The sequence below is a fragment of the Pseudomonas sp. NFX98 genome (assembly GCF_047784845.1).
Lineage (GTDB): Bacteria > Pseudomonadota > Gammaproteobacteria > Pseudomonadales > Pseudomonadaceae > Aquipseudomonas.
In genome coordinates, this window is record NZ_JBLNNF010000039.1 from 1 (window position 1) to 15,450 (window position 15,450).

The following is a 15,450-nucleotide window of genomic DNA, read 5'->3' on the forward strand; positions in this document are numbered from 1 at the left end:
CTTTTGATCTTGATCTTCTGAAAACAAGATCAAAAGATCGCAGCCTGCGGCAGCTCCTACAGGGAGCGGTGTTTTACTTCGGAATTTCGGCCTTCATGCCTTCCACGTAATAATTCATCGACGCCAGTTCCGCCGTGGTCGCGCTCACCCCCGCCGGGATTTTTTCGACGCCGGCCTGGTCCTTGATCGGTCCGGTGAACGGTTGCAGTGCACCGCTCTTGATGTCGGTGATGATCTGTTCGGCTTCAGTTTTTACGGTGGCAGGTACCAGGTCGCTGATCGGCAGTTCCACCGTGCCTTCTTTCAAACCGCCCCAGTAATCCTGGGATTTCCAGGCGTGGTCGATCACGCTCTGGGTTGCCTGAATGTAGTGCGGCGCCCAGTCGTTGACGATGGAGGTCAGCACCGCTTTCGGCCCGAAGTGCGCCATGTCCGAAGCGTAGCCCACGGCATACACACCGCGACGTTCGGCTGCCTGGATCGGTGCGGGGCTGTCGGTGTGCTGGAACACCACGTCCACGCCCTGGTCGATCAGCGCGTTGGCGGCATCGGCTTCCTTGCCCGGATCGAACCACGAGTTGACCCACACCACTTTGATCTCGGTGCCGGGGTTGTACTTGTTCAGGGCCAGTTGAATGGCGTTGATGTCGCGGATTACTTCAGGGATCGGAAACGAGGCGACGTAGCCGATCTTCTTGGTCTTGGTCATCTTCGCCGCGAGGAAACCGCCGACGTAGCGACCTTCATAGGTGCGCGCGAGGTAGGTGCCGAGGTTCTTGTCCTGCTTGTAGCCGGTGGCGTGTTCGAAGGTCACCTTGGGAAACTGTTTGGCGACTTTCAGCGTAGGGTTCATGTAGCCGAAAGACGTGGTGAAAATCAGGTCGTACTTGTCCTTGGCCATGTTGCGGATCACCCGCTCGGCGTCGGCGCCTTCAGCGACGTTTTCCACGTAGTTGGTGGTGATCTGCGAGCCGAGTTTTTCCGCGAGAGCCTTGCGCCCCTGTTCATGCTGATACGTCCAGCCGTGGTCACCGATCGGGCCGATATAGACGAAGCCGACTTTCAGCGGGTCGGCGGCACTGGCAGTCAGGCTGATCCCCAGGCCGATGGCGGCGCACAGCAGTTTGTGCAGCGGACGTATTTGCATGAATTCGAACCCCGTTTTGTTGTGTGTGGACAGGGTCAATGCAAATTGCTGACCAACAAGACAACAAAGTCGTGAAACCGCGTTACGGCCATCGCGAGCAAGCTTTGCTCCTACAGGACTGCATCGCTTTTGTAGGAGCGAGCTTGCTCGCGATGGGGCCCTTGAGGCCGATAAAAGTGCATGACCTGGCGGGGCTGCCATCCACTGGTGCGCTAAGGTTTAACGAAACGTTAGCGCCGCTCCGCAGTCAGTCGCTTATCCGCTTCTCCACGGCAAAGGTCCGACATGCTCACTGTCCTCAAGCAAGAAACCTTTCTGCTGCTGGCCCTGATCGCCGCTTTGGTTGCCTTCCCGCTGGAGCACTGGTTGCTGCACAGCGGTCAGGCCATCGCGCTGAGCGCCGGTTTGGTGCTGATCGCCTTCATCGTCGCCGCCTCCATGCGCGTTGCCCGTCAGGCCGAGCTGCTGGCGGAAAAAGTTGGCGACCCTTACGGCACGATGATCCTGACCCTCGCCGCCGTGCTGGTAGAAGTGGTGATCCTGGCGATCATGATGAGCAACGAAGCCTCGGCGACATTGGTGCGCGACACGATCTACTCGGCAGTCATGCTCGACATCAACGGCATCCTCGGTCTGGCGGCATTGATGGGCGGGCTCAAGCATGGCGAACAGTCCTACAACGATGACTCGGCGCGCAGCTACAGCGTGATGATTCTCACGGCCATGGGCGTTTCGATGGTGGTACCCGAGTTCATCCCGGAAGCCAACTGGAAGCTTTATTCGGCGTTCACCATCGGCGCGATGGTGGTGCTTTACGCGTTGTTCCTGCGAATGCAGGTCGGGCCGCACAGCTATTTTTTCAGCTACAGCTACCCGGACAAACGCCGCAAGAAAGAACCGTTGGAAGATGAGCCAGCACCGGTAAACCTGACGTTGTCCATCGGCATTCTGGTATTCGGCGTGGTGGTGATCGGCGCATTGGCCGAGGTGATGTCCAAGACGCTTGATCTGGGCCTGGAAGGGACGGGCGCACCGCCGGTGATCACGGCGATTCTGGTGGCGGCGATTTCTGCGGCGCCGGAGATTCTGACTGCGCTGCGGGCCGCACTGGCCAACCGCATGCAGTCAGTGGTGAACATCGCATTGGGCGCGTCGCTGTCGACGGTGATCCTGACGGTGCCGGTGATGGAAGCGATGGCGCTCTACACCGGCCAGCCATTCCAGATGGCCATGACCCCGGTACAGACTGTGATGATCTTCATCACCCTGATCGTCAGCGCGATCAACCTCAACGATGGCGAAACCAACGCCATCGAAGGCATGACTCACTTTGTGCTGTTTGCGACGTTCATCATGTTGTCTTTACTAGGCCTCTGAAACAGCCAATGCCCCCTGTGGGAGCGGGCTTGCCCGCGATGAGGCCATCACCTTCAACATTTCTGTCGGCTGACAGTCCGCTATCGCGGGCAAGCCCGCTCCCATAGGGAAGGTGATCGATCAGACGCCGGCGATCAACTGCCGAGCAGCCTGGCTGTGATCAGCGATCAACCCTTTCAGGTCCAGCCCTTCAACCTGCCCATCAATCACCCGCCACTTGCCGCCGACCATCACCCGATCCGCGCGATCCGCACCGCACAACAGCAGCGCAGAAACCGGATCGTGACTGCCGGAGAACCGCAGCTCATCCAGCTTGAACAGCGCCAGGTCAGCCTGTTTGCCCGGCGCAATTTCACCGATGTCGCTGCGACCCAACAACTGCGCCGAACCCTTTGTGGCCCAGCCCAGCACGCGTTCCGGCGTAATCTTCTCGGCGCCATAGCGCAGGCGCTGGATATATAGCGCCTGACGCGTTTCGAGAATCATGTTCGAGGCGTCGTTGGAGGCCGAACCGTCCACACCAAGGCCCAGTGGCGCACCGGCGTCGGTCAGTTCAATGCTCGGACAGATGCCGGAAGCCAGGCGCATGTTCGAGCTCGGGCAATGGCAGATACCGGTGCCGGCCGCGCCGAGGCGGGCGATTTCGTCCGGGTTGAAGTGAATGCCGTGGGCCAGCCAGGTACGCGGGCCGAGCCAGCCGACGCTGTCCAGATAATCCACGGTGCGCAGGCCGAAGCGTTGCAGGCAGAAGTCTTCTTCGTCGAGGGTTTCCGCCAGGTGCGTGTGCAGGCGCACGTCGAGTTTGTTCGCCAGTTCAGCGCTGGCGGACATGATTTCCGGCGTCACCGAGAACGGCGAGCAAGGCGCCAACGCGATCTGGATCTGCGCACCATCGCCGCGTTCGTGGTACTCGGCGATCAGGCGCTGGCTGTCGTCGAGAATCACCTGGCCTTCCTGCACGGTTTGCTGCGGCGGCAAGCCACCGTCCTTTTCGCCGAGGCTCATGGAACCGCGGGTCAGCATGGCGCGCATGCCCAGTTCACGAACGCTCTCGACTTGCACGTCGATCGCGTTTTCCAGGCCTTCCGGAAACAGGTAATGGTGATCGGCCGCCGTAGTGCAACCGGACAACAGCAACTCGGCCAACGCGACTTTGGTGGCAAGGGCGAGTTTTTCCGGAGTCAGGCGCGCCCACACCGGGTACAGGGTTTTCAGCCACGGGAACAACGGCTGGTTGACCACCGGCGCCCAGGCGCGGGTCAGGGTTTGATAGAAGTGGTGATGGGTGTTGATCAGGCCCGGCAGGATCACATGCTCGCGGGCATCGAACACTTCATGGCACGGCAGGGTAGGTTGTTGCCCAGCGCCGAGCACTTCGACGATCACACCGTCTTGCAGCACAAGGCCGCCACGGGCATCGAGACCGTTGGCCGTGAAAATGGCGAGGGGATTTTTTAACCAGGTACGGATGGCAGGCATGTTGGCCGGCTCCTCTGAAAGTTGGGTTCAGGGTTGCCAGCTCAGTGTTGCCCTGTCTGCTGATCCAGGGTCGCCGGGGAGGCGAGGTGCGAAGTGTCGAACAAAACGCTGTCAGGGGCAAGCCCGGCCCGACAGGACAACTCATAACCTTGTAGGAGCCGCCGAAGGCTGCGATCTTTTGATCCTGCCTTTAAACATCAAAAGATCGCAGCCTTCGGCAGCTCCTACAAGTTGGTGGTGGTGTTACCAGGGAATGGTTTCACCCCGGTAATTGACGAAGTGATGCCCGCCCTTGCCGACATAGGCATTCACCTGATCAACCAAGCCACGCGTGCTGGTCTGCACATCAATGTCCGCACCTTCACCGCCCATGTCGGTCTTCACCCAACCCGGATGTAGCGACAATACGGTGAGTTTTGTATCGCCCAACTGGCTGACGAAACTGTTGGTCATTGAGTTCAGCGCAGCCTTGCTGGCCTTGTACAGCGCCAGTTCCGGCGCGTCAGGCATGGTCACACTGCCCAGCACCGAACTCATGAACGCCAGCACGCCGGTGTCCGGGCGGATCTGCCCGACAAAGCGCTGCGCCAGGTTGATCGGCGCCACGGCGTTGGTGAAAAACAACTGACCGACGTCGGCCAGCGTTGCACCGCCGTTCGGCGTCTGGACTTCCGGTCCCTTGACGCCGGCATTGACGAACAGCAGGTCGAACACTTCGCCTTTGAGTTGCTGGTTCAGTGCGATCACCGCTTGCTGATCGTCCATGTCGAGCTTCTCGATGCGCACGTTGCCCAAAGCCTGCAAGGCTTCGGCATTCTGTGGGTTGCGCACGGTGGCGGTGACTTGCCAGCCATCGGCCAGCAGGGTCTTCACCAGACCGAGGCCCAAGCCCCGGGAGGCGCCGATGATGAGTGCGGTTTTTGCCGTAGACATGAGTGGCTTCCTTGAAAAATCAAAGTCGTGGATTCAATGGACACTGTTGCCCGAGCCGTTGTTGCAACTCTGCGCGCAGTGCGCCGAGTTCGGCCATGCGGGCTTCGATCAGTTTGAGTTTGTCTTGCAGCAGTTGCGTGACGGCCGTGTCGGGATCGGGCGACTGCCAGATCGTTGCGACGCTGTTGCCGATCTCGCCGGGGGTAAAGCCCAGCCGTTGAGCCGTCTTGATGTATTGCACCAATTGCACCATGTCTGGCGGATAGTCGCGATAACCATTGGCGCTGCGTTGCGCGGCGATCAGTCCTCGCTGCTCGTAGAAACGCAGCGTGTCGCGGCTGACGGCGCTGGCCTGAGCTAATTCACCGATGCGCATCATCACATCTCATGGTTCGCTGCTGGTGGTTTTCTTGTTATTTGAATTGGCGTGGGGCGTGGTTCAGGTGTTGCCTGTTCGGACGCCATCGTCGGAACGCCGCCCGGAGCAAGCTCACTCCCACATTCGACCGAGTTCACACCGATCCATTGTAGGAGTGAGCCTGCTCGCGATGAGGCCACATCAGGGAACCTCTAATGCCCGGCCTGCCACGGCTGCCCCAGCGACACCGGCGCATACAATCTCGTGCGCACCGCATCCCGCGACAACAGCACCAACACCACAATGGTCGCGACATACGGCAGCATCGCCAGCAGGCTCGACGGAATCGCCAGCCCCAATCCCTGCGCCACCAGGTGCAGGATGCTGGCGAGGCCGAACAGGTACGCGCCCAGCAGCAGGCGCCACACCCGCCAACTGGCGAACACCACCAGCGCCAAGGCAATCCAGCCACGGCCGGCGCTCATGTTTTCCGCCCACATCGGCGTGTACGCCAGCGACAGGTACGCCCCGGCCAACCCGGCCATCGCGCCGCCGAACAACACCGCCAGCGTCCGTACGCGCAACACCGGCAAGCCCATGGCGCTGGCAGCATCCGGGTTTTCTCCCACTGCCTGAATGATCAATCCGATGCGGCTTTTAAGAATCACCCAGGCCACCAGTGCAAACAGTGCGAACGACAAATACACCAGCAGATCCTGGGCAAACAGCATCCGCCCGATCAGCGGAATCTCACTCAAATACGGGATCGCCAGCGGTTCGAAACCCGCCAGCGGCTTGCCGACCCACGCCGCGCCGACAAAGGTCGACAGGCCCACGCCGAAAATCGTCAACGCCAACCCGGTGGCCACTTGATTGGCGTTGAACACCAGCGCCACCAACGCGAACAGCGAGGACAACAGCATCCCGGCGAGCATCGCCAGCAACACGCCGAGCCACAGGTTGCCGCTGTTGAAGGCGACGATGAAACCGATCACCGCACCAAACAGCATCATCCCCTCCTGACCGAGGTTGAGCACTCCGCTTTTCTCGCAAATCAGTTCGCCCAGCGCCACCAGCAACAACGGCGTGCCGCAGCGGACCATGGCGTAGAAAATATTGCTCAGCAGATCGATATCCATCACAGCGCTCCTGCGGGTACGGCGGTGGTTGCGCGGCGGGTCCAGCGCAGGTTCAAACGCGGTCGATAGAGAATCAGCACATCACTGGCCAACAGGAAAAACAGCATCATCCCCTGGAACAATTGGGTGATCGCTTGCGGCAGGTTCAGGCTCATTTGCGCGCTCTCGCCACCGATGTACAACAGCGCCATCAACAGGCTGGAAAACAGGATGCCGATCGGATTCAGCCGCCCCAGAAACGCCACGGTGATCGCCGCATAGCCGTAACCCGGCGAGACCTGGGGCACCAATTGGCCGATCGGTCCGGTGACTTCACACACGCCGGCCAGTCCCGCCAAACCGCCGCTGATCAATAGCGCGAGCCAGATCAGGCGCTTCTCGCGAAAGCCAACGAAACCGGCGGCACGTTTATCCAGCCCGAGCACTTTGATCTGGAAACCGACAAAGCTTTTCTGCAACAACACCCACACCGCCACCAAGGCAAGAAGGGCGAAATACACACCCGCGTGAACCCGGCCATCCTCCATCAACAACGGCAAACGACTGGCATCGCCGAACATCGCCGATTGTGGAAAGTTGAAACCTTCCGGATCTTTCAGCGGACCGTGCACGCAGAACAGCAGCAGGTTCAGAGCGATGTAATTGAGCATGATGCTGGTGAGGATTTCGTTGGCGTTGAAGCGCGTGCGCAACCACGCGGTCAGCCCCGCCCACGCGGCGCCGGCCAGGGTGCCGGCAAACAGGATCAGCAGCAGTGCCCAACGGCTTTGCATGTCGATGATGTTCACCGCCAGCGCACTGCCGGCCAGCGCGCCGAGCAGCAGTTGGCCTTCGGCGCCGATGTTCCAGATCCGCGCCTGATAGGCCACGGCGAGGCCCAACGCACAGAGCAGAATCGGCAAGGCTTTGACCAACAGTTCGGATACGCCATAGAGGTCACTGACCGGCGCGATCAACAGCGTATGCAAGGTCAATAACGGGTCGTGTCCCAGGGCGATAAACAGCAACGAACCACAGCCCAGCGTGAGGACCGCGGCCAACAACGGCGAGCACCACAGCATCAGGCGCGATTGCTGGCCACGGGGTTCAAGAGAAAGCAGCATGTGACACTCCGTTAAAGCGATGCAGACGCAGGTGATTGAGGGGCATCGAAGCGGCCGGCCATCCAGCCACCGACATCGATCAGACGCGTATCGACCGTGGCCCTGAGCGGCGACAGTCGCCCGCCGCACAAGGCGCCGAGGCGGTCGCTGATCTGGAACAGTTCGTCGAGGTCTTCGGAGATCACCAGGATCGCCGCGCCGGCATCACGCAAGGCAATCAGCGCGCGGTGAATGGTCGCCGCCGCGCCGACGTCCACGCCCCAGGTCGGGTGCGCGGCCACCAGCAATTTTGGTTGCTGAAGGATTTCCCGGCCGAGAATGAATTTCTGCAAGTTACCGCCGGACAGGCTGCGAGCCGGCGTCTGGCTGTCCGGAGTCTTGACCCCGAAACGGCGAATGATCTCTTCGGCCAGTGCCTCGACTTTGCGGCGCTGCACCAAGCCATTGCTCACCAGTCCCTGTTGAAACGCGGTGAGCAGGGCGTTGTCCGCCAGGCTCAGCTCCGGCACAGCGCCGTGGCCCAATCGTTCGGCGGGGACGAATGCCAGTCCTTGTCGACGTCGGACATCGGGGCGCAAATGCGCGACCGGCTCACCGGCGAAACTGATCGTCGCGGCGTTGTCGCGGGCCAACCGCTGTTCGCCACTGAGCAAGTCCAGCAATTCATCCTGACCATTGCCGGCGACACCCGCGATGCCGACGATTTCACCGCTGCGCACTTCAAGGTCGACGTTTTTCAGCGAACAGCCGAAGGGGTCAGGGTTGCGCCAGGACAGTCCCTTTACCTGCAAGAAAGCCTCGGCACCCGTCACCTTCGGATAGTCAGTGATCAACTCCGCTGCCTCACCCACCATCAGCCGCGCCAGTTGTTGATCCGAACACTCGGCGGGAACGCAATGCCCGGCCACCCGACCGCCGCGCAGCACCGTTGCGCTCTGGCACAGGGCGCGGACTTCGCCGAGTTTGTGGCTGATGAACAAAATGCTGCAGCCTTCGGCGGCGAGTCGGCGCAGGGTGACGAACAGGTCATCGGCCTCTTGCGGCGTCAGCACGGAGGTCGGTTCATCGAGAATCAGCAGGCGGATGTCCTGCATCAGGCAGCGAATGATCTCGACCCGTTGCCGCTCGCCAATCGACAGGCTGTGGACAAGTCGCTCCGGCTCCAGCGCCATGCCATAACGTTGCGACACTTCACGAATCTTCGGCCCGAGCTGTTTCGGCGTACCGGCCTTGGCGCCCATGGCCAGGGCAATGTTCTGCGCCACGCTCAGGGTTTCGAACAACGAGAAATGCTGGAACACCATGCCGATCCCAAGGCCGCGAGCCTGGGCCGGGTTGCGCATGGTCACTCGCTGCCCTTGCCAGAGCAGTTCCCCGGCATCGGCCTGGACGACGCCGTAGATGATCTTCATCAGCGTACTTTTGCCGGCACCGTTTTCGCCGAGCAGGGCATGGATTTCACCGGGCGCAATGCTCAGGTCGATGGCATCGTTGGCCAGGCAGCCGGGATAGCGTTTGCTGATTCTGCGCAATTGCAGGCGCGGCGTTTGATCGGGGATCGGCACGGAGTTGGGCATGACAGGCTCAAGGCGATTGGACTTATGCCTGTGGATAAAGCAATTTCCTGGCCATTGAGTCAGGAAAGCTGAAAAGTCATGCGGTGCAAGGTGTTGAGTCCGGTGCCTGGGTCAGTTTTGTTTCATGAACAGCACCACTTGGGAGCAATGCCCATGGGCAGGGCTCCAATTTTGCTCCGCGTTTATTGATCAAAAAATGAGCAGTCAGGCGCGAGCTATGCCCGGCATGGTGCCGCGACAGGAATGAACGGGTTATCCACAGATTGCTCCACAGTATTTGTGCGCAAGCGCAAATGTCGGGCATAAGCGCAGGGCGGTTATCTTCTAAAGGTGATAAACCGCTCTAAGTATTTGTTTTTTCGTAGATTTGTAGTTTTCGAAGGCGATTTGGACGAAAAGTGAGCAAAGCCCGCAAAGCCGCATGACAGAAGGGTTACAGCGGTATGTGCTCAGGTTATCCACAGCCGGGTGCACAGCAGATGTGGGCAACTGTCGGGTGCACGAGGCATAAGCAGTGCCCCAAAAAATCGCAGCCTTCGGCAGCTCTTACAGAAGAGCGCTGCCCTGTGTGGAACTGCCGAAGGCTGCGATCTTTTGATCGTTCAGCGCTGCAACAAAATGCGCCCGCGACTCAAATCGGCGAGCTGCTTTTGCAGCGTTTCAATTTGCGCTTCACCCACAGCCAATTGCAGATCAACACCGTTGGCCGTGAAGTCCTCTTGCACAACCAGCCCACCAAGATCGGCGACCCGCAGCTTCACCAAGGCCAGCTCACTGAACGCGCAGGCACAACTCAGCGGTACCCGGCTGATCAACTCGAGCTTCGGCGCCGTTTGCAGGCATTTGTTGGCGCCACCGCCATAGGCTCGGGCGAGTCCGCCGGTGCCCAGTTGAATGCCGCCATACCAGCGGATCACCAGCACCGCGACCTGATCGCAATCCTGCGCCTCGATGGCCGCCAGAATTGGCCGCCCGGCGGTGCCGCCAGGCTCGCCGTCGTCGGTGCTGCGGTACTGATCACCGAGCTTCCACGCCCAGCAATTGTGCGTGGCATTCAGGTCGCTGTGCTGTTCGATAAACGCTTGCGCCTCGGCAGGGCTGCCGATGGGCGCAGCGAAGGTAATGAAACGGCTTTTGCGAATCTCTTCGCGGTATTCGCAAAAGCCGCTGAGGGTAAATGGCATAGGTGTCTTAAATGCTTGGCGTCAGGCCGCAGCCCTTGAGAATGATGCGGATCAGGTTGTTGCCGGCGTCTTCCATGTCCTGCTTGGTCAACTTGGTGCGGCCGCTGACGCGGCAGATCTGCGTGGCGAAATCGGCGTAGTGCTGGGTGCTGCCCCACAACAGGAAGATCAGGTTGACCGGGTCGACCGGATCCATTTTACCGGCGTCGATCCACGCCTGAAACACCGCCGCCCGGCCCTGGAACCAGGTGCGGTAGTCCTGGTTGAAATATTCGGTCAGGCATTCGCCACCGCTGATGACTTCCATGGCGAAGATTCGCGAGGCTTGCGGCTGACGCCGGGAAAACTCCATCTTCGCGCGGATGTAGCGGGTCAGCGCTTGCGCCGGATCGTCCTCGGCGGTCAATGTGTTGAAGGTGCTGTCCCACAACTCGATGATGTTGCTCAGCACCGCCACGTACAAACCCAGTTTATTGGTGAAGTAGTAATGCAGGTTCGCCTTCGGCAACCCGGCATTCAGGGCGATGGTATTCATGCTGGTGCCTTTGAACCCGTGACGGGCGAACTCGTCTTCGGCGGCTTTGATGATGGTCTCTTCGTTTTTCTGACGAATGCGGCTGGCGGGTTTGCCGCCGTGAGCTGGGACTTCAAAGGTCATAGGCACTTCCGATCGAGTGGGTGGGTGCAGGCCATTGCGTTGATAGCGCAACCACAGTCTTCAAACAAGTCCTTATGCGGCGCAATGATGATTAACGCGTTGCGGCGAGGCTTTCCAGAAAGCTTTCCAGCACCAGATGAGGACGGCGACCCTTGCGAGTGACCGAAGCGAGGCTCAAGTCATAGAAACGCGTTTTTGATTTCAACGCTCGCAACCGGCCTTGTTGCACCCAAAGGCTGGCGTAATGGTCCGGCAAGTAACCGATATAACGGCCGGTCAAAATCAGGAACGCCATGCCTTCACGGTCCGAGGCACTGGCGGTGCAATTGAGCGCCTGGTAATGAGCCTGGATTTCCGCGGGCAAACGGAAGGTCGGGGCAATGGCGTCCTGACTGTTGAGGCGCGCATCGTCCAGTTGTTTGTCATCGACATAAAACAGCGGGTGGCCGACTGCGCAGTACAGCAGCGAGCGTTCGCTATACAACGGTTGATATTCCAACCCCGACAACGCACTGGCTTGCGGTACTACGCCAACGTGCAAGCGACCGTCGAGCACGCCTTGCTCCACTTCATTGGGCGCGATCATGCGGATCTGGATCTGCACGTCGGGCCCGCGTTCCTTCAATTGCGCCAAGGCGTGGGTGATGCGCATGTGGGGCAGGGTGACGAGGTTGTCGGTCAGGCCAATCGTCAATTCGCCGCGCAAGTGCTGGTGCAGGCCGTTGACCTCGGTGCGAAAGCTTTCGAGTGCACTCAATAGCTGCAACGCCGACTGATACACCTCGCGGCCTTCTTCAGTCAGGGAAAATCCGGCACGACCGCGCTGGCACAGGCGTAAACCGAGACGCTGCTCCAAGTCGCTCATCTGCTGGCTGATGGCCGAGCGACCGATACCGAGCACGCTTTCGGCCGCGGAGAATCCACCGCATTCGACGACGCTGCGAAAGATTCGCAACAAACGAATATCGAAGTCGCTGACTTGCGCCAGGGGATCGGGGCGACGAACACTCATAGTTTAGCGGTGACCTGACTAAAGGTTAGAAAAGTTGGATTTCACCGACTTTATCCCCGTGGCAATTTAGCTGCAAGAACGCTTTTCAATTCCTACGCCGCTTATCGCCTTGCGAGGTTTCGCCCATGAACTTGCCTGAAAACGCCCCGTCTTCCCTGGCCAGCCAGCTCAAGCTCGACGCTCACTGGATGCCATACACCGCCAACCGTAACTTTCAGCGCGACCCACGCCTGATCGTTGGTGCAGAAGGCAGTTGGCTGATCGACGACAAGGGCCGCAAGGTTTATGACTCGCTGTCCGGTCTGTGGACCTGCGGCGCCGGGCACACCCGCAAGGAAATTCAGGAAGCGGTGGCCAAGCAATTGGGTACTCTCGACTACTCGCCAGGCTTCCAGTACGGCCATCCGCTGTCGTTCCAATTGGCCGAGAAAATCACCGACCTGACGCCGGGCAACCTGAACCATGTGTTCTTCACCGACTCGGGCTCCGAGTGTGCCGACACCGCCGTGAAGATGGTTCGTGCTTACTGGCGCCTGAAAGGCCAGTCGACCAAGACCAAGATGATCGGCCGTGCCCGTGGTTATCACGGTGTGAATATCGCCGGCACCAGCCTCGGTGGCGTAAACGGCAACCGCAAACTGTTCGGTCAGGCGATGATGGACGTCGACCACCTGCCGCACACACTGCTGGCAAGCAACGCTTATTCCCGTGGCATGCCGGAGCAGGGCGGTATCGCTCTGGCTGACGAACTGCTGAAGCTGATCGAATTGCACGATGCGTCGAACATCGCTGCCGTGTTCGTCGAGCCTCTGGCCGGTTCCGCTGGCGTGCTGGTTCCGCCTCAGGGTTACCTCAAGCGTCTGCGTGAAATCTGCGATCAGCACAACATCCTGCTGGTGTTCGACGAAGTGATCACCGGTTTCGGCCGTACCGGCACCATGTTCGGCGCCACCACTTTCGGCGTGACCCCGGACCTGATGTGCATCGCCAAGCAAGTCACCAACGGCGCGATCCCGATGGGCGCGGTGATTGCCAGCTCCGAGATCTACCAGACCTTCATGAACCAGGCGACGCCTGAGTACGCGGTGGAATTCCCGCACGGCTACACCTATTCCGCCCACCCGGTGGCTTGCGCCGCGGGTCTGGCAGCACTCGACCTGCTGCAAAAGGAAAACCTGGTGCAGAGCGTGACCGATGTCGCCCCACATTTCGAAAATGCACTGCATGGCCTGAAGGGCACCAAGAACATCATCGACATCCGTAACTTCGGCCTGGCCGGTGCGATCCAGATTGCACCGCGTGACGGCGACGCCATCGTGCGTCCGTTCGAAGCCGGCATGGCGCTGTGGAAAGCCGGTTTCTACGTACGCTTCGGCGGCGATACCCTGCAGTTTGGCCCAACCTTCAACAGCAAGCCGCAAGACCTGGATCGTCTGTTCGACGCGGTCGGCGAAGTGCTGAGCAAGATCGACTGATTTCTCCTTCTATATATATAAACAACGGGCGCTCGGAAACGGGCGCCTGTGGACAACTTTTCAGGAGCTTCCATGAGCGTTATTCCGCATTTGATCAATGGCGAACTGGTGACCGAGAACGGTCGCGCAGTTGATGTGTTCAACCCGTCGACTGGTCAGGCCATTCACAAGTTGCCGCTGGCGACCCGCGAAACCATCCAGAGCGCCATCGACGCTGCCAAGGCTGCATTCCCGGCTTGGCGCAACACGCCACCGGCCAAGCGTGCCCAAGTGATGTTCCGCTTCAAGCAACTGCTGGAGCAGAACGAAGCGCGCATCTCGCAATTGATCAGCGAAGAACACGGCAAGACTCTGGAAGATGCTGCTGGTGAACTGAAGCGCGGTATCGAGAACGTCGAGTTCGCTTGCGCGGCTCCGGAAATCCTCAAGGGCGAATACAGCCGTAACGTCGGCCCGAACATTGATGCCTGGTCGGACTTCCAGCCGCTGGGCGTGGTGGCTGGTATCACCCCGTTCAACTTCCCGGCCATGGTGCCGTTGTGGATGTACCCGCTGGCGATCGTCTGCGGCAACTGCTTCATCCTCAAACCATCCGAGCGCGACCCAAGCTCGACCCTGCTGATTGCACAACTGCTGATCGAAGCTGGCCTGCCGAAAGGTGTGCTGAGCGTGGTGCACGGCGACAAGACTGCGGTAGATGCGTTGATCGAAGCACCGGAAGTCAAAGCACTGAGCTTCGTGGGTTCGACACCGATTGCCGAGTACATCTATTCCGAAGGCACCAAGCGCGGCAAACGCGTGCAGGCACTGGGCGGTGCGAAGAACCATGCGGTGTTGATGCCGGATGCGGATCTGGACAACGCGGTCAGCGCACTGATGGGCGCGGCTTACGGTTCTTGCGGTGAGCGTTGCATGGCGATTTCGGTGGCCGTGTGCGTGGGTGATCAGGTTGCCGATGCATTGGTGGCCAAGCTGACACCGCAGATCAAGGCATTGAAAATTGGTGCGGGCACTTCCTGCGGTCTGGACATGGGGCCTTTGGTTACCGGTCAGGCGCGTGACAAGGTCAGCGGTTATGTCGAAGACGGCGTGGCGGCTGGTGCGACACTGGTGGTGGATGGTCGTGGTCTGACCGTGGCCGGTCATGAGGAAGGCTTCTTCCTGGGTGGCTGCCTGTTCGACAACGTCACGCCAGAGATGCGTATCTATAAAGAAGAGATCTTCGGGCCGGTGCTGTGCATCGTTCGGGTCAACAGCCTGGAAGAAGCCATGCAGCTGATCAACGATCACGAATACGGCAACGGCACCTGCATCTTCACCCGTGACGGCGAAGCGGCGCGGTTGTTCTGCGATGAGATCGAAGTGGGTATGGTCGGTGTGAACGTACCGTTGCCAGTGCCAGTGGCTTACCACAGCTTTGGTGGCTGGAAGCGTTCGCTGTTCGGCGATCTGCACGCCTATGGTCCGGATGGCGTGCGTTTCTATACGCGCCGCAAAGCCATCACTCAGCGCTGGCCACAACGCGCCAGCCATGAAGCTTCGCAGTTCGCGTTCCCTAGCTTATAAGTAGAAGGGAAGAAGGCCGGCCCATTTGGGCCGGCCTTCGCGTTTCTGGGCTTTTTTGATTTATATGACAGTTTTGTGAAAATAGGTGTTGACGGCAGATCTCAGGTGTCTATAATTCGCCCCACTTCCGGCGCAGTCGAAACGGAAAACTCCTTGGTAAGCAATGAGTTACGCAGTTTTCGGCAGCAGGTTGCTTCAGGTCATCGAAGCCAGAAGGAAGTTGAAAAAGAGGTGTTGACAGCAGCGTGTAACGCTGTAGAATTCGCCTCCCGCTGATGAGAGATCTGAAGCGCAAGTGGTTGAAGTTGTTGAGGAATTCCTTGAAAACTTCTGAAAATAATCACTTGACAGCAAATGAGGCTGCTGTAGAATGCGCGCCTCGGTTGAGACGAAAGATCTTAACCAACCGCTCTTTAACAACTGAATCAAGCAATTCGTGTGG

The 15,450-nt window shown here is 59.5% G+C and carries 13 protein-coding genes and 1 pseudogene; 4 read left to right on the top strand and 10 right to left on the bottom strand.

The window, feature by feature from the left end:
• Positions 1-73: 73 nt before the first annotated feature.
• Positions 74-1,147 (bottom strand): BMP family ABC transporter substrate-binding protein, encoded by a 1,074-nt coding sequence (locus tag ACM110_RS29765; RefSeq protein ID WP_416130593.1) that lies wholly within the window; start codon positions 1,145-1,147, stop codon positions 74-76.
• 285 nt (positions 1,148-1,432) lie between these two features.
• Between ACM110_RS29765 and ACM110_RS29770 the strand changes: the two genes are divergently transcribed.
• Positions 1,433-2,524: a calcium:proton antiporter gene (locus tag ACM110_RS29770; protein ID WP_338584563.1), complete on the top strand. Its 1,092-nt coding sequence runs from the start codon at positions 1,433-1,435 to the stop codon at positions 2,522-2,524.
• A gap of 120 nt (positions 2,525-2,644) precedes the next feature.
• Here the strand turns inward: ACM110_RS29770 and ACM110_RS29775 are convergent, their stop codons facing one another.
• From ACM110_RS29775 to ACM110_RS29785, 3 genes are all read right to left on the bottom strand, one after another.
• Positions 2,645-4,003: an 8-oxoguanine deaminase gene (locus ACM110_RS29775; protein ID WP_416130596.1), complete on the bottom strand. Its 1,359-nt coding sequence runs from the start codon at positions 4,001-4,003 to the stop codon at positions 2,645-2,647.
• A gap of 243 nt (positions 4,004-4,246) precedes the next feature.
• The gene (locus tag ACM110_RS29780; RefSeq protein ID WP_416130598.1) at positions 4,247-4,936 is read right to left on the bottom strand and encodes an SDR family oxidoreductase; all 690 of its coding nucleotides are present in this window, start codon (positions 4,934-4,936) and stop codon (positions 4,247-4,249) included.
• 19 nt (positions 4,937-4,955) lie between these two features.
• Entirely contained in the window at positions 4,956-5,312 is a 357-nt protein-coding gene (locus ACM110_RS29785) for a MerR family transcriptional regulator (RefSeq protein WP_416130608.1), read from the bottom strand.
• Between the two features lie 7 nt (positions 5,313-5,319).
• Here ACM110_RS29785 and ACM110_RS29790 point away from each other — a divergent pair.
• Positions 5,320-5,510 (top strand): annotated as a pseudogene (locus ACM110_RS29790) (hypothetical protein); the annotation flags it as partial.
• On the opposite strand, the gene ACM110_RS29795 reads toward ACM110_RS29790, so the two are convergent.
• From ACM110_RS29795 to ACM110_RS29820, 6 genes are all read right to left on the bottom strand, one after another.
• Positions 5,507-6,433 carry an ABC transporter permease gene (locus tag ACM110_RS29795; RefSeq protein WP_416130600.1) on the bottom strand — a complete coding sequence of 309 codons (927 nt, stop codon included), beginning with the start codon at positions 6,431-6,433 and terminating at the stop codon, positions 5,507-5,509. The pseudogene ACM110_RS29790 and the gene ACM110_RS29795 overlap by 4 nt on opposite strands.
• Positions 6,433-7,536: an ABC transporter permease gene (locus ACM110_RS29800; protein ID WP_416130602.1), complete on the bottom strand. Its 1,104-nt coding sequence runs from the start codon at positions 7,534-7,536 to the stop codon at positions 6,433-6,435. The genes ACM110_RS29795 and ACM110_RS29800 overlap by 1 nt, the downstream gene beginning before the upstream one ends.
• 11 nt (positions 7,537-7,547) lie before the next feature.
• Positions 7,548-9,113 carry an ABC transporter ATP-binding protein gene (locus ACM110_RS29805; protein ID WP_416130603.1) on the bottom strand — a complete coding sequence of 522 codons (1,566 nt, stop codon included), beginning with the start codon at positions 9,111-9,113 and terminating at the stop codon, positions 7,548-7,550.
• Positions 9,114-9,715: 602 nt separating this feature from the next.
• Complete coding sequence (locus ACM110_RS29810; protein ID WP_416130604.1) at positions 9,716-10,297, bottom strand: IMPACT family protein; 582 nt, start codon at positions 10,295-10,297, stop codon at positions 9,716-9,718.
• Positions 10,298-10,304: 7 nt separating this feature from the next.
• Complete coding sequence (locus ACM110_RS29815; RefSeq protein ID WP_416130605.1) at positions 10,305-10,955, bottom strand: TetR/AcrR family transcriptional regulator; 651 nt, start codon at positions 10,953-10,955, stop codon at positions 10,305-10,307.
• 91 nt (positions 10,956-11,046) lie between these two features.
• Positions 11,047-11,967 carry a LysR family transcriptional regulator gene (locus ACM110_RS29820; RefSeq protein ID WP_338584572.1) on the bottom strand — a complete coding sequence of 307 codons (921 nt, stop codon included), beginning with the start codon at positions 11,965-11,967 and terminating at the stop codon, positions 11,047-11,049.
• A 125-nt stretch (positions 11,968-12,092) separates the two neighbouring features.
• Here ACM110_RS29820 and ACM110_RS29825 point away from each other — a divergent pair, with 125 nt between their 5' ends.
• Together ACM110_RS29825 and ACM110_RS29830 are read left to right on the top strand one after the other, a co-directional pair.
• Complete coding sequence (locus ACM110_RS29825) at positions 12,093-13,442, top strand: aspartate aminotransferase family protein (RefSeq protein ID WP_416130606.1); 1,350 nt, start codon at positions 12,093-12,095, stop codon at positions 13,440-13,442.
• Between the two features lie 72 nt (positions 13,443-13,514).
• Positions 13,515-15,008, top strand: coding sequence for a CoA-acylating methylmalonate-semialdehyde dehydrogenase (locus ACM110_RS29830; protein ID WP_416130607.1), 1,494 nt, complete (start codon positions 13,515-13,517; stop codon positions 15,006-15,008).
• Positions 15,009-15,450 lie beyond the last annotated feature (442 nt).

Bases quoted from the DNA above. Each gene is read 5' to 3' on its own strand.
- ACM110_RS29765 (WP_416130593.1), bottom strand. From the start codon at position 1,147: ATGCAAATACGTCCGCTGCACAAACTGCTGTGCGCCGCCATCGGCCTG.
- ACM110_RS29770 (WP_338584563.1), top strand. From the start codon at position 1,433: ATGCTCACTGTCCTCAAGCAAGAAACCTTTCTGCTGCTGGCCCTGATC.
- ACM110_RS29775 (WP_416130596.1), bottom strand. From the start codon at position 4,003: ATGCCTGCCATCCGTACCTGGTTAAAAAATCCCCTCGCCATTTTCACG.
- ACM110_RS29780 (WP_416130598.1), bottom strand. From the start codon at position 4,936: ATGTCTACGGCAAAAACCGCACTCATCATCGGCGCCTCCCGGGGCTTG.
- ACM110_RS29785 (WP_416130608.1), bottom strand. From the start codon at position 5,312: ATGCGCATCGGTGAATTAGCTCAGGCCAGCGCCGTCAGCCGCGACACG.
- ACM110_RS29795 (WP_416130600.1), bottom strand. From the start codon at position 6,433: ATGGATATCGATCTGCTGAGCAATATTTTCTACGCCATGGTCCGCTGC.
- ACM110_RS29800 (WP_416130602.1), bottom strand. From the start codon at position 7,536: ATGCTGCTTTCTCTTGAACCCCGTGGCCAGCAATCGCGCCTGATGCTG.
- ACM110_RS29805 (WP_416130603.1), bottom strand. From the start codon at position 9,113: ATGCCCAACTCCGTGCCGATCCCCGATCAAACGCCGCGCCTGCAATTG.
- ACM110_RS29810 (WP_416130604.1), bottom strand. From the start codon at position 10,297: ATGCCATTTACCCTCAGCGGCTTTTGCGAATACCGCGAAGAGATTCGC.
- ACM110_RS29815 (WP_416130605.1), bottom strand. From the start codon at position 10,955: ATGACCTTTGAAGTCCCAGCTCACGGCGGCAAACCCGCCAGCCGCATT.
- ACM110_RS29820 (WP_338584572.1), bottom strand. From the start codon at position 11,967: ATGAGTGTTCGTCGCCCCGATCCCCTGGCGCAAGTCAGCGACTTCGAT.
- ACM110_RS29825 (WP_416130606.1), top strand. From the start codon at position 12,093: ATGAACTTGCCTGAAAACGCCCCGTCTTCCCTGGCCAGCCAGCTCAAG.
- ACM110_RS29830 (WP_416130607.1), top strand. From the start codon at position 13,515: ATGAGCGTTATTCCGCATTTGATCAATGGCGAACTGGTGACCGAGAAC.